We start from the raw sequence: 24,422 nt of genomic DNA, 5'->3' as shown, positions 1-24,422 counted from the left end.
TGGCCGGTGGCGCCGAGCAGGGCGGGCTGCTGCTAGAATCGGTCCTTTTTCACCGCGCCGAATCGGCGCCGCGAGCCTGCCATGACCTTCGCCTCCCTGGGCCTGATCGATCCGCTGCTGCGGACCCTGGAAACCCTCGACTATCGCAAGCCGACGCCGGTGCAGGCCGAGGCCATTCCCGCCGTGCTCAAAGGCCGCGACCTGATGGCAGCGGCGCAGACCGGTACCGGCAAGACCGCCGGTTTCGCCCTGCCATTGCTGCAGCGCCTGACCATGGAAGGCGCCAAGGTGGCGAGCAATTCGGTGCGCGCGCTGGTACTGGTGCCGACCCGTGAACTGGCCGAGCAGGTTCACGAGAGCTTTCGCGTGTACGGGCAGAACCTGCCGCTGCGCACCTACGCGGTGTACGGCGGCGTGAGCATCAATCCGCAGATGATGGCGCTGCGCAAGGGCATCGATGTGCTGGTGGCCACCCCGGGGCGCCTGCTCGACCTCTACCGGCAGAACGCCGTCGGTTTCGCCCAGTTGCAGGCGCTGGTGCTCGACGAGGCGGACCGCATGCTCGACCTCGGTTTCGCTGAAGAACTGGATGCGCTGTTCTCCGCTTTGCCGAAAAAGCGCCAGACCCTGCTGTTTTCCGCGACCTTCTCCGAGCCGATCCGGCAGATGGCCCGCGAGCTGCTGCGCGACCCGTTGTCGGTCGAGGTCAGCCCGCGCAATGCGGCGGCGAAGACGGTCAAGCAGTGGCTGGTGCCGGTGGACAAGAAGCGCAAGAGCGAGCTGTTCCTGCATCTGCTGGCGGAGCGGCGCTGGGGTCAGGTGCTGGTGTTCGTCAAGACGCGCAAGGGCGTCGATCAGCTGGTGGACGAGCTGCAGGCGCAGGGCATCGCCAGCGACGCGATCCACGGCGACAAGCCGCAGGCCTCGCGTCTGCGCGCGCTGGAGCGCTTCAAGGCTGGCGAGGTGCAGGTGCTGGTGGCGACCGACGTGGCGGCGCGCGGACTGGACATTCACGACCTGCCGCAGGTGGTCAACTTCGACCTGCCCACCGTCGCCGAGGATTACGTGCATCGCATCGGTCGTACCGGCCGTGCCGGAGCCAGTGGCGAGGCGATCTCCCTGGTCGCCGCTGACGAGGTGGACCAGCTGGCCGCCATCGAGACCCTGATCAACCAGGTGCTGCCGCGGCATGACGAGCCGGGCTTCGTACCGGATCACCGCGTGCCGGCCACGGCGCTGGGCGGGCAGATCATCAAGAAACCGAAGAAACCCAAGAAGCCCAAGGAAGCTGCCGGCAAGGGCAAGATCCATCTCGGCAACTGGTTCGAGGAGAACGAAAAGCCCAACGCCCGGCCGATTCGCAAGGTGCCGAGCCTGGGCGGCGGCAAACCGGCGAAGAAGCGCTGAGCCGTCCGCAGGGTGGGAACGGCGCAGCCCTTTCTACTCGCTCCGTCATAGGCTCGCCAGCGCCGACACCACCAGCAGCAACGCCATCGCCTGGTTGAAGCGGCGTAGATGCGTCGCCGAGCGCAGCAGCCGGGCCGCACCGGCGCCGAGCAGGGCCCAGGCCGCCAGGCAGGGCAGGGCGATCAGGAAGAACAGCAGCGCGTGGATGGCGTAGCGCCCGGCATCGGCGCTGGCGCCGCTGAACACGCCGACCACCGCCAGCGCCATCATCCATACCTTCGGGTTGATCACCTGCAGCCCGGCGGCGCCCAGGGCGCCGAGTCGACGGCTGGCGGTGTCGGCTTCGATCGCTTCGGTCGGGCTGCGGGCGATCTGCCAGGCCAGGTAGAGCAGCCAGCCGACCCCGAGCCAGGCCATCGCCTGCTGCAATGGCGGATGGCGCAGCAGCCATTCTCCGGCGCCAAGGCCCACCAGCAGCACGATCAGCGCCGCGGCCGCGCAGGCGCCAAAGATGATGGGAAGCGCCGCCAGCAGGCCGAAGCGCGAGCTGTTGCTCAGCACCAGGATGTTGGTCGGGCCCGGGGTGATGGAGGCGACGAAGGCAAACAGCACGAAAGGCAGCCACTGGCTCATCGTGGCGGCCTCGTTTCGTGGGAGCGGTCAGGGCGGGGGCTGGGCGACATGGCGATCGGCTCCGTCGGGTTGCGGATGGCCGAATGATCGCGCCTGCCGGTTCAGCGGTCTGGAAGATTCGAGCAGCGCCTGCGGTAATGCGCCGGGGTCAGGCCGTAGGCGCGGCGAAACCAGCGGCCCATATGACTCTGGTCGGCGAAACCCAGTGTCATCGCCACCCGCGCCGGTGGCTGCCCGCTGGCCAGCAGCTGTCGTGCCCTGGCCAGGCGCAGCTGGACCAGATAGGCATGCGGCGCGATGCCGAACGCGGCCTTGAACGCCCGCGACAGGCGGAAGCGATCGACACCGCTTGCCCAGGCCAGCTCGTCCAGGCCCAGGTCCTGCTCCATGTGCGCGTGCAGATAATCCCGTGCCCGCAGTGCCACCAGCGGCATGCGCGGATCGCTGTCGAGCCGCGGGCGCCAGGCCAGATGTCGCGCCAGCTTGGCCAGCAACGCATCCAGCGCGGCCTGGCGGACGATGCGCAGATCGCGGCTCTGCAGTGCCTGGAAGGCTTCGGCAATCACCGCCAGCAACTCGGGCTCGCTGGCCAGCGTCTTGGCGAATGCCGGCTGGCAATCGCCTGGCGCGTCCTCGAACAGCCCGCGCAGCTCGCGCTCGAGCCAGTGCGGGTCGAGGTAGAGCATCGAGTAGGTGAAGCCGCCCCGGGCCGGGGCGTGGCCATCGTGCAGCTCGCCGGGTTCGAGCAGAAAGACCTGGCCCGGGGTGCTGCTGTGCAGTGCCTTGCGGCAATGAAACTGTTGCACGCCCTGTTCGGTGAAGCCGATCAGGTAGCTGTCGTGGAAGTGCGGATCGTAGGCGTGGCCTTCGAAATGGGCGCGGATCGTCTCGATGCCGGTTTCGGCATCCCTGTTCAGCTCGATCCAGTCATTGTTGCCCATGGCGGTGACTCCGGTGACGCTTCGGCGCGCGTTGCTCGGGTTGAGTATCGTCTGCCGGGCGGGCCATCGTCTGGAACATTCGTGCAGCGGTGCTCGACGGATGGTCGGCCACTCTGCCCGATGATTGATCTGGGTCTAGGCTTGCTGCCGTCTGCCTGGCGCAGACTCGAACGTCCCGAATCAAGGAGCAAGCCCATGACCCAGACCATGAAAGCGGCAGTGGTTCACGCCTTCGGCGAGCCGCTGCGCCTCGAGGAAGTCAAGGTGCCGATGCCCGGCCCCGGTCAGATCCTGGTGAAGATCGCCGCCTCCGGCGTCTGCCACACCGACCTGCACGCTGCCGAGGGCGACTGGCCGGTGAAACCGTCCCTGCCGTTCATTCCCGGCCATGAAGGCGTTGGCCACGTCGCGGCGGTGGGTGCCGGCGTGACCCGGGTGAAGGAGGGCGATCGCGTCGGCGTGCCCTGGCTGTACACCGCCTGCGGCTGCTGCGAGCACTGCCTGACTGGCTGGGAAACCCTCTGCGAAGGCCAGCAGAACACCGGCTACTCGGTCAATGGCGGCTACGCCGAATACGTGCTGGCCGACCCGAACTACGTTGGCATCCTGCCGAAGAACGTCGAGTTCGACGAGATCGCGCCGATTCTCTGCGCCGGTGTCACTGTCTACAAGGGCCTCAAGGTCACCGGTGCACGCCCCGGCCAGTGGGTGGTGATCTCCGGCATCGGCGGCCTCGGTCATGTCGCGGTGCAGTACGCCAAGGCGATGGGGCTGCACGTGGTGGCGGTGGATGTGGATGACGCCAAGCTGGAGCTGGCCAAGCGTCTGGGTGCCAAGCTGACCATCAACGCACGCACGGAGAATCCCGTGGAGGTGGTCCAGCGCGATATCGGCGGCGCCCACGGCGTGCTGGTCACCGCGGTGTCCAACAGCGCCTTCGGCCAGGCCATCGGCATGGCGCGGCGGCATGGCACCGTGGCGCTGGTCGGGCTGCCGCCGGGAGACTTCCCGACGCCGATCTTCGACGTCGTGCTCAAGGCCATCAGCATCACCGGCTCGATCGTCGGCACCCGCGCCGATCTGCAGGAGGCGCTGGATTTCGCCGGCGAGGGCCTGGTCAAGGCGACCATCCACACCGACAGCCTGGACAACATCAACCAGATCTTCGACGACATGCGCGCCGGGCGCATCGAAGGCCGTATCGTGATGAAGATGTAGCAGACCGTGCGGCCGGCAGCGCACCGTTCAGCGCGGCGCGTTTGCCGGCACGTTGGCACGCAGCCAGCGCAGCATGCCTTCGGCTGCGGCGCGTCCGCTGGCAAAGCAGGCGGTCAGCAGATAGCCACCGGTCGGCGCTTCCCAGTCGAGCATTTCGCCAGCACAGAACACGCCGGGTAGCCGGCGCAGCATCAGATCCTCGTCCAGTTCCTCGAAGGGCACGCCGCCGGCGCTGCTGATCGCCTCGTCCAGCGGACGCGGGCGGACCAGGCGGATGGGCAGCGCCTTGATCGCGGCGGCCAGGGCCTGCGGGGCCTGGAAGGTCGTGGCATCGGTCAGCTCGCGCAACAGCGCCGCCTTGACGCCATCGAGCTTCAGCTGGCGGTGCAGGTGCTTGGCCATGGACTGCGAGCCCCGCGGTCTGGCCAGGGCGCTGGCGATCTGTGTCAGGGTGCGATCCGGCAGCAGGTCGAGCAGTACCGTGGCAGCGCCGTCACGGTTGATCGTGTTGCGGATCGGCGCCGAGAGCGCGTAGACCAGGCTGCCCTCGATGCCCGTGGCGGTGAGCACGAACTCGCCCTTGCGTGGTGCTTCGCCGGGCAACGCCAGGCTGACGGTCTTCAGCGGCGCGCCGGCGAATTTCTCCCGCAGGTGCTCGCTCCAGCCGGCTACCTCGAAGCCACAGTTGGCCGGCTGCAGCGGCGCGATGGCGATCCCGCGGTTCTGCAGCGAGGGCACCCAGGCGCCATCCGAACCCAGTCTGGCCCAACTGCCGCCGCCGAGGGCGAGCAGGGTGGCGTCCGCCTCGACCTGGGTTTCGCCTTGCGGCCCGGCGATACGCAGCGCGCCATGCTCGTCCCAGCCCAGCCAGCGCTGGCGGGTATGCAGCTGCACGCCGCTTTCACGCAGGCGCTTGAGCCAGGCGCGCAGCAGGGGCGCGGCCTTCATGTCGCTAGGAAACACCCTGCCGGAGCTGCCGACGAAGGTGTCGATGCCCAGTCCGTGAATCCATTCGCGCAGTGAATCCGGGGAGAAGGCATCGAGCAGCGGTCGCAGGTCGCCGGCGCGCTCGCCGTAGCGGCTGACGAACGCGGCGTAGTCCTCGGCATGGGTGATGTTCATGCCGCCGACGCCGGCCAGCAGGAACTTGCGCCCCACCGAGGGCATGGCGTCATACAGGTCGACATTCACGCCTGCCTGGCCGAGCACCTCGGCGGCCATCAGGCCGGCCGGACCACCACCGATGATGGCGACGCGAAAAGAGGAGGGCTGGGGCATGGTGGCAACCGGGCAGGCGAGCGGGGCGGGCATTGTAGCTGCTGACGGTTGCTCAGCCGAGCCCGTGGCGCTGCCAGGCCGAGTGGGCGCTGACATGCAAGGTCGCATGACGACGGGCGAGCAGGGCGCGGTCCTTGTCGTAGCCGCCGCCGATCAGCCCTACCACGGGAATGTCTCGACCCAGGCAGTGATCGAGCACCGCGCTGTCGCGCGCGGCGAGCCCGGCGTCGGTCAGCGAGAGCAGGCCCAGGGCGTCGTCGCGGTGGACGTCGACGCCGGCGTCATAGAGCACCAGGTCCGGCTGATAGATCGGCAGCAGGTAGTTCAGCGTGTCGTGCACGACCTGGAGGTAGGCCTCGTCGCCCATGCCCGGCGGCAGCGGGATGTCCCAGTCGCTATGGGCCTTGCGGGTGGGGAAGTTCTTCTCGCAGTGCAGCGAGACGGTCACCGCATCCGGCACGTTCTCCAGGATGCGCGCGGTGCCGTCACCCTGGTGCACGTCGCAGTCGAAGATCAGCACGCGCCCGACAAGTCCGCTTTCCAGCAGGTACAGCGCGATCACCGCCAGGTCGTTGAAGATGCAGAAGCCTGAGGCGTGATCGCGATGCGCATGGTGCGTGCCGCCAGCCAGATGGCAGGCCAGACCGTGCTGCAGCGCCTGCTCCGCCGCCAGCAGCGAGCCGCCTACCGCCCGCACGGTGCGCTGCGCCAGCTCCGGGCTCCAGGGCAGGCCGAGCCGGCGCAGCTCGTCGCGGCCCATCTCGCCGCTGCAGTAGCGCGCGACATAATCGGCGTCATGGGCCAGAGTCAGGATGTCGCGTCTGCAAAGTGACGGGCGCAATAGCGCTGCGTCCGTGGTCATACCGAGAGTGACCAGATGGTCACGCAGCAGACGAAACTTCTCCATGGGAAATCGATGGCCCGGCGGCAGCGGCGGGCTGTAATCGTCGTGATAGACCAGGGGGAGGGACATGAACCACGCGTGTTCGACAGATGTGCGCCGCAGTATGCAGGCTGGCCGTCGACGCGCTCAAGGAGCAAGGATGGTCGATCGAATCGCCCTCGAAACCTCGCGTCTGCGGCTGCGCAGCTGGCATGACGACGACCTCGAGCCATTGGCGCAGCTGTGCGCCGACCCGGAAGTCATGCGCTACGACCCGGCCCTGCTGTCGCGGGATGAGTGCGCCGCGCTGATGGTGCGCAGTCGCCTTCATCTGCTGCGGCACGGCTTCGGCCTGTGGGCGCTGGAACGCAAGGACAGTGGTGCCTTTATCGGCTACTGCGGGCTGGTCTGGGCGCCGTCGTCGGTGCCGGGCTCGGCGGTGGAGCTGCGCTGGGGCGTGGCCTGTGAACAATGGGGCCAGGGCCTGGTGCTCGAGGCGGCACGGGCGGTTCTGCAGCATGCCTTCGTCACCCTGCAATTGCCCGAGGTGGTCGCCTGCATGGCGCAGATCAACGAGCCGGCCAAGCAGCTGGTGGCGGAGCTGGGCATGCGCGCCGATCAGGCTGCGTCCTTTGCCCACCCGGAGCTGGCGGCGGGGCACCCGTTGCACGAGCAGCTGCTCTACCGACTGCAGCGGGGCGATTGGCGACAATAAGCCCTGTTGCTGGAGCGTTGCCGGCGAAATCCGTAACATGGCGCGCCTGTCCGCCCCCCTTATCAAGGATGCCGAAATGACCCAGATACTCGACGCCCTGGTCAATCTGCTGACCCTGGAACGCATCGAGGAAAACCTGTTCCGTGGCGCCAGCCAGGACCTCGGCTTTCCCCAGCTGTTCGGCGGGCAGGTGCTCGGCCAGGTGATCTCCGCAGCCAGCCAGACGGTGACGCCGGAGCGCCATGTGCATTCGCTGCACGGCTATTTCCTGCGTCCCGGTGACTCGCACCAGCCGGTGGTGTACGACGTCGATCGCGTGCGCGATGGAGGCAGCTTCACCACGCGACGGGTCAGCGCGATCCAGAAGGGCCAGACCATCTTCACCGGCATCGCCTCGTTCCAGGCCGAGGAAACGGGCTACGAGCACCAGTTGCCGATGCCGGATGTGATCGGGCCGGACGACCTGCCCAACGAGTGGGAGCTGCTGCACAAGCTTTCGCCGATGGTGCCGGAACGTGTGATGGAGAAGCTGCGCCGGCCCAAGCCCATCGAGATTCGCCCGGTCACCCTGGTCGATCCGGCCAACCCGCAGCCGATCGAACCGGTCCGCCACCTGTGGTTCCGCGCCGACGGCTCGCTGCCCGACAGCCCGGCGCTGCACAAGTACCTGCTTGCCTACGCCTCGGATTTCAGCTTTATCGGCACCGCGTTGCAGCCCCACGGCGTCAGCTCGTGGAGCAAGTTCATCCAGCTGGCCAGCCTCGATCACGCCATCTGGTTCCACCGCGAAGTGAAGATGGACGACTGGCTGCTGTACTCCATCGACAGCCCCTGGGCCGGCAATGCCCGCGGCTTCGCCCGTGGCAGCATCTTCAACCGCCAGGGCGAGCTGGTTGCCTCGGTGGCCCAGGAAGGCCTGATCCGCGTGCGCGAGGACTGGATGTGAATATCGCCGAGGTGCGGCACTGGGTGTTCGACATGGACGGCACCCTGACCATCGCCGTGCACGATTTCGCCGCGATCCGCCGCGCCCTGGAGATTCCCGAGGAGGACGACATCCTCCATCACCTGGCTGCGCTGCCGGCCGACGAAGCGGCGGCCAAGCGCGCCTGGCTGCTGGAGCACGAACGCGAACTCGCCTACGCCGCACGCCCGGCCGTAGGCGCCCGCGAGCTGCTGCATGCGCTGCGCGAGCGCGGCTGCCGCCTCGGCGTGCTGACCCGCAATGCCCACGAACTGGCGCTGGTGACCCTGCAGGCGGTGGGCATGGGCGACTGTTTTCTGTCCGAGGACATCCTCGGTCGCGACGAGGCACCGCCCAAGCCGCATCCGGGCGGGCTGCTGCATTTGGCGGAGCGCTGGGGCGTGGCGCCGGCGTCGATGCTGATGGTGGGGGACTACCGCTTCGACCTGGAATGCGCCAGGGCCGCTGGCGCGCGCGGGGTGCTGGTCAACGTGCCGCACAATGAATGGCCGGAGCTGGCCGACCTGTACGTGCCTGATTGTCGTGCGCTGCACGGCATGCTGGGCTGAGAGCGGACATCGGCGCCTGGAGGTGGGCTCAAGCCCACCAGTCATTGCAACGGCCCTCGCAGGCGTGCCCGCCCCTCAGGGTGGGGGCACGCCCGGAAGCACCTACAGCCGCGCCGCCTTGAAGGTGTCGCAGCGCGCCGGATCACCGTGTTCGAAGCCATCTCGGAACCAGCGCACCCGCTGCGCCGAGGTGCCGTGGGTGAAGGCATCCGGGACCACGCGGCCCTGGCTGCGCTTCTGCAGGTTGTCGTCGCCGATGGCATTGGCGGCGTTCAGCGCTTCTTCCAGGTCGCCTTCCTCCAGCCAGTCGTGGCGTTGCTGGGCGTGATAGGCCCAGACGCCGGCATAGCAGTCGGCCTGAAGTTCCTGGCGCACCAGCAGACCGTTGTCACCTTCCATCCGCGCGCCACGCTGGCGGGCCGCCTGCATCTGCTGCGAAACGCCGAGCAGCGTCTGCACGTGATGACCGACCTCATGGGCGATTACGTAGGCCTGGGCAAAGTCACCGGCGGCGGAAAAGCGCCGGGCCATCTCGTCGAAGAACTGCAGGTCGAGGTAGACCTGCTGATCGCCGGGGCAATAGAACGGGCCGACTGCCGAACTGGCGAAGCCGCAGGCCGAGTTCACGCCGCCGCGAAACAGCACCAGGGTCGGGTCGCGGTACTGCACGCCGTTCTGCTGGAACAGGGCGCGCCAGGTGTCTTCGGTGTCGCCAAGCACGGCGCGGACGAATTCCACCTGCGGATCGTCGCCAGCCGGGCGCTGGCTTTGTTGAGAGACTGCGGGCCCGCCCTGGTTGGCCAGCTGGCCGAGAATCTGCAGCGGATCCTGGCCCGAGAGCAGACCGATCACCACCACGATGGCGATGCCGCCCAGACCGAGGCCGCCGCCCAGCCGCATGCCGCTGCGGCCTCTGGCGTCCACTACGTTGTCGCTGCGTCGGGCTCGATTCCAGCGCATGAGTTGCCCCTCGGGTGGATGGATGGGAGCGCCGGCCGCAGCGAAGCGGCCAGCGCTTTCCTCTCAGACCCGTGCACCGGGCAAAACGCTGCAGCGGATGTTGGCTGTCGGGTACCGATCAGTTGCCGGGGTACTCGGAAATCACGCTCTCCTTGCCCTGCTTGCTGACGCCGATCACCTGGAAGGCGTCCTTGCGCTCACCCATTTCCATGCCGGGTGAGCCGACCGGCATGCCCGGCACCGCGGCGCCGATCAGGTCAGGCTGTGCGCGCAGCTTGAGAATGTCCGCCGCCGGCACGTGGCCTTCGACGAACTTGCCGTCGATCACACCGGTGTGGCAGGAGCCGAGGCGGTGCGGTACTCCATGCTCCATCTTCACCGAGGTCATGTCGTTGACCACGTGATCGGCCACGGCGAAGCCGTTGTCTTCCAGATGCTCGATCCATGCCTTGCAGCAGCCACAGTTGGGGTCACGGTAGACGTCGATGGCGATGGGGTCGGCCGCCTGGGCGAAACCGGTGAACAGGAGGGGGGCGAGCAGAAGACGGCGCATGGGAATCTCCAACGAGCGAGAGGCCCAGAATACGCTGGGCCGACGCCATTCCCAAGCCGCACCCCGCGCGCAATTGTCACGCCGTAAGACGCTTTCGGACGGTCGGTCGACATCGCGGTCGCGAAACAAAACGGGCGCAGCACAGTCCCATGCCAACCGGGATAGCGAGTCGCACATCAGGAGAGTTTTCGATGCGTTTTGCCCGTTTCGTTCTGCTCGCGCAGGCACTGGTGATGGCCAGTCTCAGCCTGGCCTACTGGTTTCGCCCCTACGAGATGGCCAATCTGAACGGCATGCTGTTGATGGAAGGCGCGTCCGCCAGCCATATGCGGGTCTACTACGGCGGCCTGCAGCTGGGCCTGGCGCTGTTCCTGATCTGGGCTGCGCGGGCGCCGGAGCGGGCGCGGCCGGCCCTGATGATGCTGATGATCACCATGACGGCACTGGTGCTCGGGCGACTGGTGTCGCTCTGGCTGGATGGCGGCGAGCTGGTCGGCTTCGATCTGGCCTCGCTGGTCTACCGGATCTTCGCTGCCGCCCTGGCGGCGGTCGCCTGGTACGTCATTCGTGAGCGTCCGGAGCCGGAGCCCGAGCGCATCGAGCCGGCTGCGCGCAGGCGCGTCAGCGAGCCGCCGAAACCCTTCCAGCTCGGCGAAGTGCCGCCGACGCTCGAGCCGGCCCCGGCCGAGCCGGCTGCGCAGCCGTTTCGTCGTGGCGATCCATCCGAGTGAGTCTCAGGCAGCCGCCTCGAGGTAGGCGGAGAGGCTGTGCTGGTCGAGAATCTCGATGCGTCGCCGCTGCACGGCGATCAGCCCGGCATCGGTCAGCCGGTGCAGGATGCGTGACAGCGTCTCCGGCTGGATGCCCAGTTGCGAGGCGATCAGGCGCTTGGGCAGGTCCAGGTCGATGACGTCGCTGCGCGCCGTCTGCCGCTCCTGAAACAGGTAGCGCACGACGCGCTGGCAGACGTTGGACGAGGTCAGGTTGTCGATCTGGTGCAGGCGCTGGTTGAGCCGCGCGCTCAGGCTGCTGAGCAGCTGCATGCACAGCTGCGGCTGGGTCTCCAGCAGACGCAGGTAGTGGCTGTTCTGCACGTTGAGTACCAGGCTCTCCTTGAGCGTGGTAGCGCTCAGCGGATGTTCGGCGAGCTTGTTGAAGAGCATCGCCTCGGCGAAGGCCTCGCCCGGGCGGATCACCTCGATGACCTTCTCCTGGCCATCGCAGGTGACGCGGTGCAGCTTGACCTGGCCGTTGATCAACACATGGAAATGCTCGGCCGCATCCCCCTGATGGAACAACGTGCAACCGGCCGGCAGATGCCTGGCCGTGGTGTGCGTGGCGATGTTCTGCAGGGCCGTTTCCGACAGCCCGCGGAACAGATGATGACGGCGCAACGTATTGAGCACTGCGGAGCCTGTCAGCATGGCCATCCCCTCCTTTTGATGGGGGCATGCTAGGTTGCACGGTGCCGCTATCCCATTTCCCCTAAGCCATACCTCTTTATGGGCAAAGGAGGTAGTCGCGCTCAGCGGCTGCTGCCGGCGAGGCGCTCGTAGTCCAGGGTCAGCTGCTCGATCTTGCGCAGCAGCGAATCGCTGGTGGTGACGATCACCGTAGGGACGAAGCGGGAGTCGTCCGCGAGGCTGAAGCCGGCCCGGGCGAAGCGCCACTGTGCGGCGATCTGTTCGAGCTGGCGGTTGATTGCCTCGGTGTTCTGCGGCGCCTTGTTCAGCTCCTCCAGGCCGCGCTCGAACTCCGCGACCGCGGCATCGAAGTCCTCCCGCAGACGTTGCTCCGGCAGTTTCCAGCTCATGGCCAGGTAGAGCATGGCGATGCGTTGACTGAGCATGCGCTGGCGTCCGCTGCGGTTGACCAGGCGCGCCGCGTGGTTGCCGCTGTGGCGCTCGATTTCCTGAACCAGAGCCTCGCTCTGAGCGAGGAAGCGCTCGGCCAGGCGCAGCAGCTCGGCCGACTGCTCGCGGTCCGGACGGCTCAACGCCAGCTGGCGGTACTGGTGCCAGGTCTGGGTAGCCTCGTCGAGGGCCTTGCGGATGCCGTCGCTGGGCGCATAGTCGCCCAGCAGCTGGGCGTTTTCCTCGAGGCTGGCGATGCTGCTGTCGAGCTGGCTGGCGGCGAGGTCGACGCGGGTATCGGTGCCGATCATCAGGTAGTTCTTGGCAATGCGCTGGCTGAGCATGCGCTGCATGCCGGCGCGGTTGACCGCTTCGGCGTCGCTGATGGCAGCCTGGCAGGAAAGGCTGCCGGCGAGCAGGCCGAGCAGCAGGGAGGTGGGTAGCAGGATCTTGAACATGGGCGCTCCTTACGTCCGGGCGGGCGCGATGCTGACCAGCCGGTCAGTTCGACGAGGACGAGACGATAGAGCGCTTCACGTGGATGACATTGATGATCGTCAAGGGGGCGGCCACGGCATCGCGCCTTGCGCGCTCACGCACAGAATGCGAGCGATTGGCGGTGGCTCAACCTTTCGCCTCGTTCTCCAGCACCCAGACCGCGGCCTCGACCCGTGAGCGCAGGCCCAGCTTGTGCAGCAGGTTCTTCACATGGACCTTCACCGTGCCCTCGGTGATGCCGAGCTTGCGGGCGATCATCTTGTTGCTCTGGCCCTTGGCGATCTGTCGCAGCACTTCCTTCTCGCGCTTGGTCAGGCTGGAGAACTGCACCTGCCCGGTGGGCTTGGGGCGCACCCGGATGGCTTCGGCGAGCACCTGGGTCAGCTCCGGGCTCAGGGCCTTGCGTCCGGTGGCGGCGATGCGGATCTGCTCGATCAGCTCCTCGGCGTCCATGTCCTTGAGCAGGTAGCCGTCGGCGCCGTTGCGCAGCGCTTCGAGCACGTGGCTCTGTTCGTCGGAGACGGTGAACATGATGATGCGCGCGTCGATATCGGCATCGCGCATGCGTCGGGTGGTCTCAAGGCCGTCGATGCCCGGCATGTTGAGGTCCATCAGAATCAGGTCGGGTTCGATCTGCTGCGCCAGGCGGATGGCGTCCTCACCGTTGCCGGCCTCGCCGACCATCTCCAGGTCGTCTTCCAGCTCCAGCAGGTCACGCAGACCCCGACGCATCATGGGATGGTCGTCGACCAGCAGGATTCGTGTGGTTGTCCCTTCGTTCATGCGTGACAGGCTCCTGTATCAGGGGAATGTGGCGATAGGCGGGCGGGAAGCGCAGGTGTACCCGGGTGCCGCCGCCGGGGCGCAGCCCGATGCTGATGCTGCCATTCAGGCTGTTGGCGCGCTCGCGCAGGATGATCAGGCCATAGTGGCCGGTGCGCTGCTCCTCGGGCCTGATGCCGATGCCGTCGTCTTCGATCTCGACGTTGATGGTGCCGATGCCGTCCTGGGTCAGGCGTAGCCAGCAATGCTCGGCCTCGGCGTGCTTGACCACGTTGCTCAGCGCCTCGCGGATGATCTGCAGGCAGTGCACTTCCTCGTTGGGCGTCAGTGGGCAGTGGTCCAGCTGGAAGTCGCTCTCGATGTGCAGCCCGGAGTTGGCGCCGAACTCCTCGATGGTGGCCTGCAGTGCCGGCTTGAGCCCCGGTTCGTTGACCTTGATGCGGAAGGTGGTGAGCAGCTCGCGCAGCTGGCGGTACGCCGAATTCAGTCCGCGGTCGATCTGCTGCACGCTGTCATCCAGCTGCGCCTGACCGCTTTCCTTCTGCATCAGCCGCTTCAGACGCGCCAGTTGCAGCTTCTGTGCGGACAGCGCCTGGGCCAGCGAGTCGTGCAGCTCGCGGGCGATGACCGCGCGTTCCTCCATCAGCGCCAGGCGCGCCTGCTTCTGCCCCAGCTGCGCCAGGCTCAGGGAGGCAGCGAACAGGTCGGCCAGGGTGGTCAGCAACAGCGTTTGCCAGGCTTCCAGTGGCTGGCCCGGCGGATGGGCGACGCGCAGCGAGCCGAGATCATCCGGCCCGGAGCGCAACTCGAAGGATATCAACTCCTCACCACTGGGCAGTCGGCCGGTCTGGTTGACCAGGCAGGTCCCGCATTGCGGCAGCTTGCAGTACTCGGGCGGGCGGAGATCGCGGGAGGTCATGGCGGTATGGCTGCCGGCTTCGGCCGAGCGGTTCAGGCACAGCGAGATCGGCCCGGTGCCGAGGATCTGCTGCATCTTGGCGAGCAGCGAGCCCATCATCTGCGAAGGGTCGTCCGGCTGGCTGTAGAGCATGCGCGCACTGTTGAATAGCAGCTGCAGCGTGGCGTTGCTGCGGGTGAGGGCGGCGGTCTTGTCGTCGACCTTCTGCTCCATGTCGGCATAGAGGCTGGCCAGCTCCTTGCTCATCTGGTTGAGGGTGCGTGCCAGCAGGCTCAGTTCGGTTTCGCCGGGGATCTGTACCTCGCCGCTGAAGTCACCCTTGCCGATGTCGCGCGCCAGCTTGGTCAGGCTGCGCAGCGGCGTGGCCAGGTTGTTGTGCAGGCCGTAGATCAGCACGAAGGCGATCAGCACGATGACGAACAGCGTCCCCGCCTGCAGGGCACGGATGACGCCAAGCTTGCCCTCGGAGGCTTCCTGCAGGGAGCGCACGAAGACGTCCAGCTCCCTGACGAACTCCGGTACCTCCCGGCGATAGTCCTCCAGCTGCGGTGGCTGTGCATCGAGCAGCGGACGCATGCGTTCCTGCCAGTGTTGCAGCACACCGGCGTGCAGAGCCGGCAGCTCGGTGTTGCCATGGCGGTGCAGAGCCGAGCGCAGCGTGGCTGAGCGCAGGGTCCGTTCCAGTGTGTCGATGCGTGCCTCCAGTGCCGCTTCCGGACCCTGCTCCGCGGTGAACGACAACCGGTAGGCCTGCATGCGCAGGCTGCCGGCCTGGTTGATGGCCTCGGCATCGCCTTCCAGCGCATCGGCCAAGTAGAGGCTGGCCAACATGCTGACCAGGGAAAAGCCGATGATCACGACGAACGCCACCAGCGTATTGAAAACGATGGAGTGGCGGGTCGAGAGCTGGTCGCGGTCGAGTTGAGGCATGGTCGGCTCGTCGGGCGGCGATGACGCATTCTGCGCCTTGCGGCATTCGCTTGCCATGGTGAGGGGTGTACTCCCAATGCTTTCGGGGTTATGCCTGGCGCCACAACCGGTTGTTTGATGGTTTCTTAACTTATTGATAAATAATGATTTTTATCATGAAAATCGGAATATCCCGAAAGAGGTAGAAAGGTACCCCAAAGCAAATTGCCACCTGTCGTGTATTGACCTGAGTCAAATTCGGGACGGTCCCCTCCGCTTAGCGTGCGAGCCATTCCTGACCCCGCTGCGTTTGTCAGCAGGGCCTTGGCGCCAAGAGGATCGACCATGAGCAATATCGAAAAGTGGGACGTGGAGGACCAGGTCTTCTGGGACACCACCGGCAAGCGGGTCGCCAATCGCAACCTCTGGATCTCCATCCCGAGTCTGCTGATGGGCTTCGCCATCTGGCTGATGTGGGGCATCGTCACGGTGCAGATGCTCAATCTGGGCTTTCCCTTCGAGCCGGCCGAACTGTTCACCCTGACCGCCATCGCCGGTCTCACCGGCGCCACGCTGCGTATCCCGGCGTCGTTCATGATCCGCATCGCCGGCGGGCGCAACACCATATTCCTGACCACCGCCCTGCTGATGATCCCGGCCGCCGGCGCCGGCATCGCGCTGCAGAGCCAGGACACCCCACTGTGGGTGTTCCAGCTGCTGGCCTTCCTCTCCGGCATCGGTGGCGGCAACTTCGCCTGCTCGATGAGCAACATCAGCACCTTCTTCCCGAAGAACCAGCAGGGCCTGGCCCTGGGCCTGAACGCCGGCCTCGGTAACTTCGGCGTGACCACCATGCAGATCCTCATCCCGCTGGTGATGACCGCCGGTGTGTTCGGCGCGATGGCCGGTGCGCCGATGGAGCTGATCAAGGACAGCGGCACGCTGATCGGCAAGATCTCCGCCGGTACCGAAACCTGGATTCAGAACGCCGGCTGGGTCTGGCTGCTGTTCCTCGTCCCGCTGGCCTTCGCCGGCTGGTTCGGCATGAACAACCTGCTGGTGATCTCGCCAACACCGGGTTACCCGCTGAACGCCTTCGGCAAGATTCTCGGCCTCTATGCCGTGGGCTTCGTCGCCGCCGCCCTCGGCCTGTACCTCTACCTGCCTGCACCGACCGGCCTCGGCGTGCTGAACATGTGGGGCGTAATGCTGCTCACCATCGGCCTGACCCTCGGCATGCTGCGCATGCTGCCGGGCAGCATCAAGCCGAACATCAAGCGCCAGTTCACCATCTTCAGCGACAAGCACACCTGGTCGATGAGCATCCTCTACATCCTGACCTTCGGCTCGTTCATCGGCTTCTCCATGGCGCTGCCGCTGTCGATCACGGTGATCTTCGGCTTCATGAACGAAGTGGCCGCCGACGGCACCATCACCCGCGTCGCCAACCCCAACGCACCGAGCGCATTGACCTACGCCTGGATCGGCCCCTTCATCGGCGCCCTGATCCGTCCGCTGGGCGGCTGGATCTCCGACAAGGTCGGCGGCTCCATCGTCACCCAGGTGATCTCGGTGGTGATGGTCATCGCCTCGGTCGCCGCCGGCTACGTGATGCACCAGGCCTACGGCTCGGCCCAGCCCGAGGAGTACTTCTTCCTCTTCCTGGTGCTGTTCCTGGTGCTGTTCGCTGCCAGCGGCATCGGCAACGGCTCCACCTTCCGCACCATCGGCGTGATCTACGACCGCGAGAAGGCCGGCCCGGTCCTCGGCTGGACCTCCGCCGTCGCCGCCTACGGCTCCTTCGTCGCCCCCATCGTGATCGGCGAGCAGGTCAAGGCCGGTACCCCCGAAGTGGCGATGTACGGCTTCGCGGTGTTCTACGCGCTGTGCCTGATCCTCAACTGGTGGTTCTACCTGCGCCCCAACGCCTACGTGAAGAACCCCTGAGTCTGGAGAGCTGCCATGAACATCATGATTGCCTACGACAACTCGCGTAACGCCCGCAAAGCGTTGGACGCCACCCTCGAGATGTTCGGTCCGCTGAAGCCGCTGATCATGCTGATCGGCGTGGTGGAAGAGACCCGTGACACCAGCGATTCGGCGGTCGAGCTGTACGAGCGTGAGCGTCGCGAATTCCAGGCCTTCCTGCAGGAGGCGGCGGCCAAGGTCAGCGCCTTCGGCCTGGACGTCGACGTGATCCTCGCCGAAGGCGACGCCCGCAAGATGATCCTCAAGGCTGCCGAGCACAAGAAGCCGGACCTGCTGGTCATCGCGCGACATTCAAACGAACCGGACGGCGGCTTCATTTCCCGCTCGCTGAATCTGCTGGTCGACGAGCTCGACTACATGACCTTCGGCAGCGTCAGCGCCTTCCTGGCCCGCCGGGCGCCTTGCCCGGTCCTGATTCAAGCCTGCCCCTGAGTGAGGAGCTCATCATGAGAGTTTCTACGCTGTTCGAATGGAAGCGCCCCGAGATCCGGGCTCTGCACCTGACCTGGATCGCCTTCTACATTTGTTTCTTCGTCTGGTTCGGCATGGCGCCGCTGGCCTCGAGCATGCTGAAAAGCGTGAACTGGCTGACGCCCGAAGACCTCAAGCTGTTCGCCATCGCCAACGTGGCGCTGACCATCCCGGCGCGCATCCTGGTCGGCATGGCGCTCGACCACTGGGGCCCGCGTCGGGTGTTCTCGGTGCTGCTGGTGGTCATGGCGATCCCGGCCCTGTTCTTCGCCTTCGGTGACAGCCGCACCCAGCTGCTGGTCTCGCGCCTGATCCTCAGCTCCATCGGCGCCAGCTTCGTGGTCGGCATTCACATGACCGCCATGTGGTTCAAGCCCAAGGACATCGGTTTCGCCGAAGGCTTCTATGCCGGCTGGGGCAACTTCGGTTCCGCTGCTGCCGCCATGAGTCTGCCGGCCATCGCCATCCATGCCTTCGGTGGCCCGGAAGGCTGGCGTTGGGCTACGGCAAGCTCGGCCATCATCATGGCGCTGTATGGCGTCTACTACTGGTTCGCCATTACCGACGGCCCCGCCGGCACCGTGCACCGCAAGCCGCACAAGGCCAGTGCGCTGGAAGTCAGCACCTGGGCCGACATGATCAAGCTGATCATCTGGACCATTCCCATGGTCGGTGTGCTCGCTGTCCTGGTCTGGCGCGTCGAGGGCATGGGCTACCTGGGCTCCACTGGCGCGCTGATCTGTTACGCGGCGATCGTGCTGGTGGTGGTGTTTCAGGTGGTGCAGATCCTGCGGGTCAACGTGCCGATCCTGAAGAAGGGCGTGCCGGAAGACGACAAGTACCCCTTCAACACCGTGGCTGCGCTGAACTCCACCTACTTCGCCAACTTCGGTGCCGAGCTGGCGGTGGTGTCGATGCTGCCGATGTTCTTCGAGCAGACCTGGGGGCTGACGCCGACCACCGCCGGCATCATCGCCGCCTCCTTCGCGTTCGTGAACCTGGTGGCGCGGCCCATGGGCGGCCTGGTCTCCGACCGCTTCGGTAACCGTCGCTTCGTGATGCTGGCGTACATGCTGGGCATCGCCGTCGGCTTCCTGCTGATGGGCCTGATGAACTCCAAGTGGCCGCTGATCGTGGCCGTGGCGATCACCGTGCTCTGCTCGGTATTCGTCCAGGGCGCCGAGGGCGCGACCTTCGGGATCATCCCATCGATCAAGCGCCGCGTCACCGGGCAGATCTCCGGTATGGCCGGGGCCTACGGCAACGTCGGTGCGGTCTGCTACCTGACTCTGTTCACCTTCGTGACCCCATCGCAGTTCTTCATGGTGATCGCCGCCGGTGCCTTCGTCAGCTTCGGGCTCTGCCTGCTCTGGCTGAAGGAGCCCGAGGGCGCGTTCTCCGACGAGTACTACGTATCCAGCGTCGACCGTGAGCTGGAGGCCCGCCAGAAGCTCGCGTCCTGAGATTTCACCGAACGAATGCGCCAGCCACGCCGGCTGGCGCAAGCCGAGATTGATAAGCCGACCGGTCGGGCCAGTGGTTCGCAACCGGAGTGAGGAGAGAAAACGATGAGCCACTTGCTCGATCAACTGCGCTTCTTCAACAGGAAGCAAGGCGAGTTCGCCGATGGTCATGGTGAAACCCGCATCGAATCCCGCGACTGGGAGAACGTCTACCGCTCGCGCTGGCAGTACGACAAGATCGTGCGCTCGACCCACGGCGTGAACTGCACCGGTTCCTGCTCCTGGAAGATCTACGTCAAGAACGGCCTGATCACCTGGGAAACGCAGCAGACCGACTACCCGCGCACCCGCAACGATCTGCCCAACCACGAGCCACGCGGCTGCCCGCGCGGTGCCAGCTACAGCTGGTACATCTACAGCGCCAACCGCCTGAAGTACCCCAAGGTGCGCAAGCCGCTGCTGAAACTCTGGCGTGAAGCGCGGCGCAACATGACCCCGGTGGACGCCTGGGCCAGCATCGTCGAGGACAAGGCCAAGGCCGAGTCCTACAAGAGCAAGCGCGGCATGGGCGGCTTCATCCGCTCCAGCTGGGACGAAGTCAACGAGATCATCGCCGCGGCCAACGTCTACACCGTCAAGCAGTACGGTCCGGACCGTGTCATCGGCTTCTCGCCGATCCCGGCCATGTCCATGGTTTCCTACGCGGCCGGTAGCCGTTACCTGTCGCTGATTGGCGGTGTGTGCCTGTCGTTCTACGACTGGTACTGCGACCTGCCGCCGGCCTCGCCGCAGATCTGGGGCGAGCAGACCGACGTGCCGGAATCGGCCGACTGGTACAACTCCAACTACATCATCGCCTGGGGCTCCAACGTCCCGCAGACCCGTACGCCGGACGCTCACTTCTTCACCGAGGTCCGCTACAAGGGCACCAAGACGGTCGCCATCACCCCGGACTACGCCGAAGTCGCCAAGCTCACCGACCTCTGGCTCAATCCGAAGCAGGGCACCGACGCCGCGCTGGCCCAGGCCTTCGCTCACGTCATCTTCAAGGAATTCCACCTCGAGAAGCCGAGCGAGTACTTCCGCGACTACGCCAAGCGCTACACCGACCTGCCGGTGCTGGTGCGCCTGAACGAGAAGGACGGCAGCTACATCGCCGACCGCTTCCTGCGCGCCTCCGACCTGGCCGACAACCTCGGCCAGGAAAACAACCCCGAGTGGAAGACCATCGCCGTCGACGGCAGCACCGGCGAGCTGGTTTCGCCGCTGGGTTCGATCGGTTACCGCTGGGGCGAGAAGGGCAAGTGGAACATCGAGGCCCGCGAAGGCAAGGACGGTCGTGATGTCGACCTCTCCCTGACCCAGATCGAGGGCGGCGAGACGGCCGAGGTCGCCTTCCCGTACTTCGGCGGCATCCTCCACGAGCACTTCCAGCACGCCGAAGGCGAAAGCATCCAGCTGCGCCGCGTGCCGGTCCGCACCATCACCCTGGCCGACGGCAGCACCACCAAGGTCGCCACCGTGTTCGACCTGATGGCTGCCAACCTGGGTATCGACCGTGGTCTGGGTGGCGGCAACGTCGCTTCCAGCTACGACGACGCCAGCGTGCCCGGCACCCCGGCCTGGCAGGAAGTCATCACTGGCGTGTCCCGCGAGAAGGCCATCCAGATCGCCCGTGAATTCGCCGACAACGCCGACAAGACCCATGGTCGGTCCATGATCATCGTCGGTGCGGCGATGAACCACTGGTACCACATGGACATGAACTACCGCGGGCTGATCAACATGCTGATGTTGTGCGGTTGCGTCGGTCAGACCGGTGGCGGCTGGGCGCACTACGTGGGTCAGGAAAAGCTGCGTCCGCAGTGTGGCTGGCTGCCGCTGGCCTTCGGCCTCGACTGGAGCCGTCCGCCGCGCCAGATGAACGGCACCAGCTTCTTCTACAACCACAGCTCGCAGTGGCGCCACGAGAAGATGAGCATCCACGAGGTGCTCTCGCCGCTGGCCGACAAGTCGCAGTTCCCCGAGCACATGCTCGACTACAACATTCGCGCCGAACGCGCCGGCTGGCTGCCGAGCGCACCGCAGCTCAACCGCAACCCGCTGCAGATCTGCCGTGACGCCGAGGCCGCCGGCATGTCGCCGGTGGACTACGTCACCCAGTCGCTGAAGGACGGCTCGCTGAAGTTCGCCTGCGAACAGCCGGACAATCCGGATAACTTCCCGCGCAACATGTTCGTCTGGCGCTCCAACCTCCTGGGCAGTTCGGGCAAGGGCCACGAGTACATGCTCAAGTACCTCCTGGGCACCAAGAACGGCGTGATGAACGAAGACCTGGGCAAGCGCGCCGACGGCTTCAAGCCGACAGAGGCCGAATGGCAGGACGAGGGCGCCATCGGCAAGCTCGATCTGGTCACCACCCTCGACTTCCGCATGTCCTCGACCTGCGTGTACTCCGACATCGTTCTGCCGACCGCGACCTGGTACGAGAAGGACGACATGAACACCTCGGACATGCACCCCTTCATCCACCCGCTGTCGGCGGCGATCGACCCGGCCTGGGAAGCCAAGTCCGATTGGGAGATCTACAAGGGCATCGCCAAGGCCTTCTCGAAGATGGCCGAAGGTCAGCTGGGCGTGGAGAAGGACCTGGTCACCGTGCCGCTCCTGCACGACAGCCCCGGCGAACTGGCGCAGCCGTTCGGCGGTACCGACTGGAAGACCGCTGGCGTCGATCCGCAGCCGGGCAAGAACTGCCCGAACATGGCCGTGGTCGAGCGCGACTACCCGGCCACCTACAAGAAGTTCACCTCCCTCGGCCCGCTGCTCGACAAGCTCGGCAACGGCGGCAAGGGCATCAACTGGAACACCCAGGATGAAGTCGATTTCCTCGGCGAGCTGAACTACAAGGTGCGCGACGAGGGCGTCAGCCAAGGGCGTCCGCAGATCGAATCGGCCATCGATGCTGCCGAGGTCATCCTCAGCCTGGCACCGGAAACCAATGGTCACGTTGCCGTGAAGGCCTGGGCCGCGCTGTCGGAATTCACCGGCCGCGACCACAGCCACCTGGCGCTGCCCAAGGAGCACGAGGCGATCCGCTTCCGTGACATCCAGGCGCAGCCGCGCAAGATCATCTCCAGCCCGACCTGGTCAGGCCTGGAAGACGAGCATGTGTCGTACAACGCCGGCTACACCAACGTCCACGAGTACATCCCGTGGCGCACCATCACCGGTCGCCAGCAGTTCTTCCAGGATCACCCCTGGATGCAGGCCTTCGGCGAGCAGCTGATGAGCTACCGGCCGCCGATCAACACCCGCACCATCGATTACGTGAAGGGCAAGAAGAGCAACGGCAACCCCGAGATCGTCCTGAACTGGATCACCCCGCACCAGAAGTGGGGCATCCACAGCACCTACTCGGACAACCTGATCATGCTCACCCTCAGCCGTGGCGGCCCGATCGTGTGGATGTCCGAAGTCGACGCCAAGAAGGCCGGCATCGAGGACAACGACTGGATCGAGTGCTTCAACGCCAACGGCGCCCTGACCGCCCGCGCGGTGGTCAGCCAGCGCGTGATGGAAGGCATGGTGATGATGTACCACGCCCAGGAACGCATCGTGAACGTGCCGGGCGCCGAGAGCACCAAGACCCGCGGCGGCCACCACAACTCGGTGACCCGTGTGGTGCTCAAGCCCACCCACATGATCGGCGGCTACGCCCAGCAGGCGTACGGCTTCAACTACTACGGCACCGTGGGTTGCAACCGTGACGAGTTCGTCGTGGTGCGCAAGATGGCCAAGGTCGACTGGCTCGACGGCCCGAACGGCAACGACCTGCCGCAACCCCTGCCGCAAGACATCTGAGGAATAAGGCCATGAAGATTCGTTCACAAGTAGGCATGGTCCTGAACCTGGACAAGTGCATCGGCTGCCACACCTGCTCGATCACCTGCAAGAACGTCTGGACCAGCCGCGAAGGCATGGAATACGCCTGGTTCAACAACGTCGAGACCAAGCCCGGCATCGGCTACCCGAAGGAGTGGGAAAACCAGGACAAGTGGAAGGGCGGCTGGGTGCGCAACGGCGACGGCACCATCAACCCGAAGATCGGCGGCAAGTTCCGCGTGCTGGCGAACATCTTCGCCAATCCGGACCTGCCAACCATCGACGACTACTACGAGCCGTTCGACTTCGACTACCAGAACCTGCACACCGCGCCGATCTCCGAGCATCAGCCGGTGGCGCGTCCGCGCTCGCTGATCTCCGGTCAGCGCATGGAGAAGATCGAGTGGGGCCCGAACTGGGAGGAGATTCTCGGTACCGAGTTCGCCAAGCGCCGCAAGGACAAGAACTTCGACAAGGTGCAGGCCGACATCTACGGCCAGTACGAAAACACCTTCATGATGTACCTGCCGCGCCTGTGCGAGCACTGCCTGAACCCGGCCTGCGCCGCGTCCTGCCCGAGCGGTGCGATCTACAAGCGCGAGGAGGATGGCATCGTCCTCATCGACCAGGAGAAGTGCCGCGGCTGGCGGATGTGCATCAGCGGCTGCCCGTACAAGAAGATCTACTTCAACTGGAAGAGCGGCAAATCCGAGAAGTGCATCTTCTGCTTCCCGCGCATCGAGGCCGGCATGCCGACCGTCTGTGCCGAGACCTGCGTGGGCCGCATCCGCTACCTCGGCGTGCTGCTGTACGACGCCGACCGCATCCATGAAGTGGCCAGCACCGTCAACGAGCAGGACCTGTACGCCAAGCAGCTGGAGATCTTCCTCGATCCGTTCGACCCGAAGGTCATCGAGCAGGCGCTCAACGACGGCGTTCCGATGTCGGTGATCGAAGCCGCGCAGAAGTCGCCGGTATACAAGATGGCGGTGGACTGGAAGCTGGCCCTGCCGCTGCACCCGGAATACCGCACGCTGCCGATGGTGTGGTACGTGCCGCCGCTGTCGCCGATCCAGAACGCCGCCAGCGCCGGTCACGTCAGCATGGACGGCGTGCTGCCGGACGTCGACAGCCTGCGCATCCCGCTGCGCTATCTGGCCAACCTGCTCACCGCAGGCGACGAGGAGCCGGTCAAGCTGGCGCTCAAGCGCATGCTCGCCATGCGTGCCTACAAGCGCGCCGAGCAGGTCGATGGCGTGCAGGACCTCAAGGTGCTGGAGAGCGTCGGCCTGTCGGTCGCCCAGGTGGAGGACATGTACCGCTACCTGGCCATCGCCAACTACGAGGACCGCTACGTGATCCCGACCGCGCACCGCGAAGAGGCCATGAGCGATGCCTTCGCCGAGCGCTCCGGTTGCGGCTTCAGCTTCGGCAGCGGCTGCTCGGGCGCCTCGGACACCAACATGTTCGGCGCCAGGAAGGCCAACCGCCGCGACATCATCAAGACCGTCCAGCTGTGGGAGGACTGAGC

General features: G+C 65.9%; 21 protein-coding genes. 11 read left to right on the top strand and 10 right to left on the bottom strand.

Annotation, left to right across the window (positions count from 1 at the left end):
* Positions 1–81 precede the first annotated feature (81 nt).
* Complete coding sequence (gene rhlE1, locus P5703_RS17810; protein WP_045159164.1) at positions 82–1,407, top strand: RNA helicase RhlE1; 1,326 nt, start codon at positions 82–84, stop codon at positions 1,405–1,407.
* 45 nt (positions 1,408–1,452) lie between these two features.
* Here the strand turns inward: rhlE1 and P5703_RS17805 are convergent, their stop codons facing one another.
* Entirely contained in the window at positions 1,453–2,040 is a 588-nt protein-coding gene (locus P5703_RS17805; protein ID WP_011912069.1) for a LysE family translocator, read from the bottom strand.
* Positions 2,041–2,141: 101 nt separating this feature from the next.
* Complete coding sequence (locus P5703_RS17800) at positions 2,142–2,981, bottom strand: AraC family transcriptional regulator (RefSeq protein WP_011912070.1); 840 nt, start codon at positions 2,979–2,981, stop codon at positions 2,142–2,144.
* A 195-nt stretch (positions 2,982–3,176) separates the two neighbouring features.
* Here P5703_RS17800 and adhP point away from each other — a divergent pair, with 195 nt between their 5' ends.
* Positions 3,177–4,199 carry an alcohol dehydrogenase AdhP gene (gene adhP, locus P5703_RS17795; protein ID WP_013981783.1) on the top strand — a complete coding sequence of 341 codons (1,023 nt, stop codon included), beginning with the start codon at positions 3,177–3,179 and terminating at the stop codon, positions 4,197–4,199.
* A gap of 27 nt (positions 4,200–4,226) precedes the next feature.
* On the opposite strand, the gene P5703_RS17790 is transcribed toward adhP, so the two are convergent.
* Positions 4,227–5,510, bottom strand: coding sequence for a TIGR03862 family flavoprotein (locus tag P5703_RS17790; protein ID WP_011912071.1), 1,284 nt, complete (start codon positions 5,508–5,510; stop codon positions 4,227–4,229).
* Positions 5,511–5,529: 19 nt separating this feature from the next.
* Positions 5,530–6,450, bottom strand: a complete 921-nt coding sequence (locus P5703_RS17785; protein ID WP_011912072.1) for a histone deacetylase family protein — start codon at positions 6,448–6,450, stop codon at positions 5,530–5,532.
* Between the two features lie 70 nt (positions 6,451–6,520).
* Here P5703_RS17785 and P5703_RS17780 point away from each other — a divergent pair, with 70 nt between their 5' ends.
* The 3 genes from P5703_RS17780 to P5703_RS17770 all read left to right on the top strand — a co-directional run bounded on the left by P5703_RS17780 (position 6,521) and on the right by P5703_RS17770 (position 8,608).
* On the top strand, positions 6,521–7,075 hold the full coding sequence (locus P5703_RS17780; protein ID WP_011912073.1) for a GNAT family N-acetyltransferase: 555 nt from the start codon (positions 6,521–6,523) through the stop codon (positions 7,073–7,075).
* Positions 7,076–7,151: 76 nt separating this feature from the next.
* Entirely contained in the window at positions 7,152–8,021 is an 870-nt protein-coding gene (gene tesB / locus P5703_RS17775; RefSeq protein WP_013981787.1) for an acyl-CoA thioesterase II, read from the top strand.
* Positions 8,018–8,608 carry an HAD family hydrolase gene (locus P5703_RS17770; RefSeq protein ID WP_041755371.1) on the top strand — a complete coding sequence of 197 codons (591 nt, stop codon included), beginning with the start codon at positions 8,018–8,020 and terminating at the stop codon, positions 8,606–8,608. Before tesB ends, P5703_RS17770 begins: the two co-directional genes overlap by 4 nt.
* A gap of 102 nt (positions 8,609–8,710) precedes the next feature.
* On the opposite strand, the gene ypfJ is transcribed toward P5703_RS17770, so the two are convergent.
* Both ypfJ and P5703_RS17760 read right to left on the bottom strand, forming a co-directional pair.
* Positions 8,711–9,568 (bottom strand): KPN_02809 family neutral zinc metallopeptidase, encoded by an 858-nt coding sequence (gene ypfJ, locus P5703_RS17765; protein ID WP_011912076.1) that lies wholly within the window; start codon positions 9,566–9,568, stop codon positions 8,711–8,713.
* 118 nt (positions 9,569–9,686) lie between these two features.
* Complete coding sequence (locus tag P5703_RS17760; RefSeq protein WP_041755373.1) at positions 9,687–10,121, bottom strand: DUF411 domain-containing protein; 435 nt, start codon at positions 10,119–10,121, stop codon at positions 9,687–9,689.
* 191 nt (positions 10,122–10,312) lie between these two features.
* Between P5703_RS17760 and P5703_RS17755 the strand changes: the two genes are divergently transcribed.
* Positions 10,313–10,852, top strand: a complete 540-nt coding sequence (locus P5703_RS17755) for a DUF4345 domain-containing protein (RefSeq protein WP_285588550.1) — start codon at positions 10,313–10,315, stop codon at positions 10,850–10,852.
* Between the two features lie 3 nt (positions 10,853–10,855).
* Here the strand turns inward: P5703_RS17755 and P5703_RS17750 are convergent, their stop codons facing one another.
* The 4 genes from P5703_RS17750 to P5703_RS17735 form a co-directional block, all read right to left on the bottom strand.
* Positions 10,856–11,551, bottom strand: a complete 696-nt coding sequence (locus P5703_RS17750; RefSeq protein WP_017244849.1) for a Crp/Fnr family transcriptional regulator — start codon at positions 11,549–11,551, stop codon at positions 10,856–10,858.
* Positions 11,552–11,646: 95 nt separating this feature from the next.
* Positions 11,647–12,432: a type IV pili methyl-accepting chemotaxis transducer N-terminal domain-containing protein gene (locus tag P5703_RS17745; RefSeq protein WP_014595843.1), complete on the bottom strand. Its 786-nt coding sequence runs from the start codon at positions 12,430–12,432 to the stop codon at positions 11,647–11,649.
* A 166-nt stretch (positions 12,433–12,598) separates the two neighbouring features.
* Complete coding sequence (gene narL / locus P5703_RS17740; protein ID WP_285590211.1) at positions 12,599–13,207, bottom strand: two-component system response regulator NarL; 609 nt, start codon at positions 13,205–13,207, stop codon at positions 12,599–12,601.
* Positions 13,185–15,161, bottom strand: coding sequence for an ATP-binding protein (locus tag P5703_RS17735; protein ID WP_013981794.1), 1,977 nt, complete (start codon positions 15,159–15,161; stop codon positions 13,185–13,187). Before P5703_RS17735 ends, narL begins: the two co-directional genes overlap by 23 nt.
* A 267-nt stretch (positions 15,162–15,428) precedes the next feature.
* Here P5703_RS17735 and P5703_RS17730 point away from each other — a divergent pair, with 267 nt between their 5' ends.
* The 5 genes from P5703_RS17730 (at position 15,429) to narH (ending at position 24,420) form a co-directional block, all read left to right on the top strand.
* Positions 15,429–17,030 (top strand): MFS transporter, encoded by a 1,602-nt coding sequence (locus P5703_RS17730; RefSeq protein WP_013981795.1) that lies wholly within the window; start codon positions 15,429–15,431, stop codon positions 17,028–17,030.
* Positions 17,031–17,045: 15 nt separating this feature from the next.
* Complete coding sequence (locus P5703_RS17725) at positions 17,046–17,504, top strand: universal stress protein (protein ID WP_011912084.1); 459 nt, start codon at positions 17,046–17,048, stop codon at positions 17,502–17,504.
* A 14-nt stretch (positions 17,505–17,518) separates the two neighbouring features.
* Positions 17,519–19,006, top strand: coding sequence for an MFS transporter (locus P5703_RS17720; RefSeq protein WP_013981796.1), 1,488 nt, complete (start codon positions 17,519–17,521; stop codon positions 19,004–19,006).
* Between the two features lie 105 nt (positions 19,007–19,111).
* Positions 19,112–22,870 (top strand): nitrate reductase subunit alpha, encoded by a 3,759-nt coding sequence (locus P5703_RS17715; protein ID WP_011912086.1) that lies wholly within the window; start codon positions 19,112–19,114, stop codon positions 22,868–22,870.
* Between the two features lie 11 nt (positions 22,871–22,881).
* A complete protein-coding gene (narH, locus tag P5703_RS17710) occupies positions 22,882–24,420 on the top strand; it encodes a nitrate reductase subunit beta (RefSeq protein WP_013981798.1) in 1,539 nt (512 codons plus the stop codon).
* Positions 24,421–24,422: the final 2 nt, after the last annotated feature.

Origin of the sequence: Stutzerimonas sp. FeSN7, assembly GCF_030263795.1 — a bacterium.
Classification (GTDB): Bacteria; Pseudomonadota; Gammaproteobacteria; order Pseudomonadales; family Pseudomonadaceae; genus Stutzerimonas; species Stutzerimonas stutzeri.
This window is presented reverse-complemented; position numbering and strand designations above follow the sequence as displayed.

Excerpts from the sequence above, each read along its gene's own strand:
- rhlE1 (WP_045159164.1), top strand. The coding sequence starts at position 82 with ATGACCTTCGCCTCCCTGGGCCTGATCGATCCGCTGCTGCGGACCCTG.
- P5703_RS17805 (WP_011912069.1), bottom strand. The coding sequence starts at position 2,040 with ATGAGCCAGTGGCTGCCTTTCGTGCTGTTTGCCTTCGTCGCCTCCATC.
- P5703_RS17800 (WP_011912070.1), bottom strand. The coding sequence starts at position 2,981 with ATGGGCAACAATGACTGGATCGAGCTGAACAGGGATGCCGAAACCGGC.
- adhP (WP_013981783.1), top strand. The coding sequence starts at position 3,177 with ATGACCCAGACCATGAAAGCGGCAGTGGTTCACGCCTTCGGCGAGCCG.
- P5703_RS17790 (WP_011912071.1), bottom strand. The coding sequence starts at position 5,510 with ATGCCCGCCCCGCTCGCCTGCCCGGTTGCCACCATGCCCCAGCCCTCC.
- P5703_RS17785 (WP_011912072.1), bottom strand. The coding sequence starts at position 6,450 with ATGTCCCTCCCCCTGGTCTATCACGACGATTACAGCCCGCCGCTGCCG.
- P5703_RS17780 (WP_011912073.1), top strand. The coding sequence starts at position 6,521 with ATGGTCGATCGAATCGCCCTCGAAACCTCGCGTCTGCGGCTGCGCAGC.
- tesB (WP_013981787.1), top strand. The coding sequence starts at position 7,152 with ATGACCCAGATACTCGACGCCCTGGTCAATCTGCTGACCCTGGAACGC.
- ypfJ (WP_011912076.1), bottom strand. The coding sequence starts at position 9,568 with ATGCGCTGGAATCGAGCCCGACGCAGCGACAACGTAGTGGACGCCAGA.
- P5703_RS17760 (WP_041755373.1), bottom strand. The coding sequence starts at position 10,121 with ATGCGCCGTCTTCTGCTCGCCCCCCTCCTGTTCACCGGTTTCGCCCAG.
- P5703_RS17755 (WP_285588550.1), top strand. The coding sequence starts at position 10,313 with ATGCGTTTTGCCCGTTTCGTTCTGCTCGCGCAGGCACTGGTGATGGCC.
- P5703_RS17750 (WP_017244849.1), bottom strand. The coding sequence starts at position 11,551 with ATGGCCATGCTGACAGGCTCCGCAGTGCTCAATACGTTGCGCCGTCAT.
- P5703_RS17745 (WP_014595843.1), bottom strand. The coding sequence starts at position 12,432 with ATGTTCAAGATCCTGCTACCCACCTCCCTGCTGCTCGGCCTGCTCGCC.
- narL (WP_285590211.1), bottom strand. The coding sequence starts at position 13,207 with ATGATGCGTCGGGGTCTGCGTGACCTGCTGGAGCTGGAAGACGACCTG.
- P5703_RS17735 (WP_013981794.1), bottom strand. The coding sequence starts at position 15,161 with ATGGCAAGCGAATGCCGCAAGGCGCAGAATGCGTCATCGCCGCCCGAC.
- P5703_RS17730 (WP_013981795.1), top strand. The coding sequence starts at position 15,429 with ATGAGCAATATCGAAAAGTGGGACGTGGAGGACCAGGTCTTCTGGGAC.
- P5703_RS17725 (WP_011912084.1), top strand. The coding sequence starts at position 17,046 with ATGAACATCATGATTGCCTACGACAACTCGCGTAACGCCCGCAAAGCG.
- P5703_RS17720 (WP_013981796.1), top strand. The coding sequence starts at position 17,519 with ATGAGAGTTTCTACGCTGTTCGAATGGAAGCGCCCCGAGATCCGGGCT.
- P5703_RS17715 (WP_011912086.1), top strand. The coding sequence starts at position 19,112 with ATGAGCCACTTGCTCGATCAACTGCGCTTCTTCAACAGGAAGCAAGGC.
- narH (WP_013981798.1), top strand. The coding sequence starts at position 22,882 with ATGAAGATTCGTTCACAAGTAGGCATGGTCCTGAACCTGGACAAGTGC.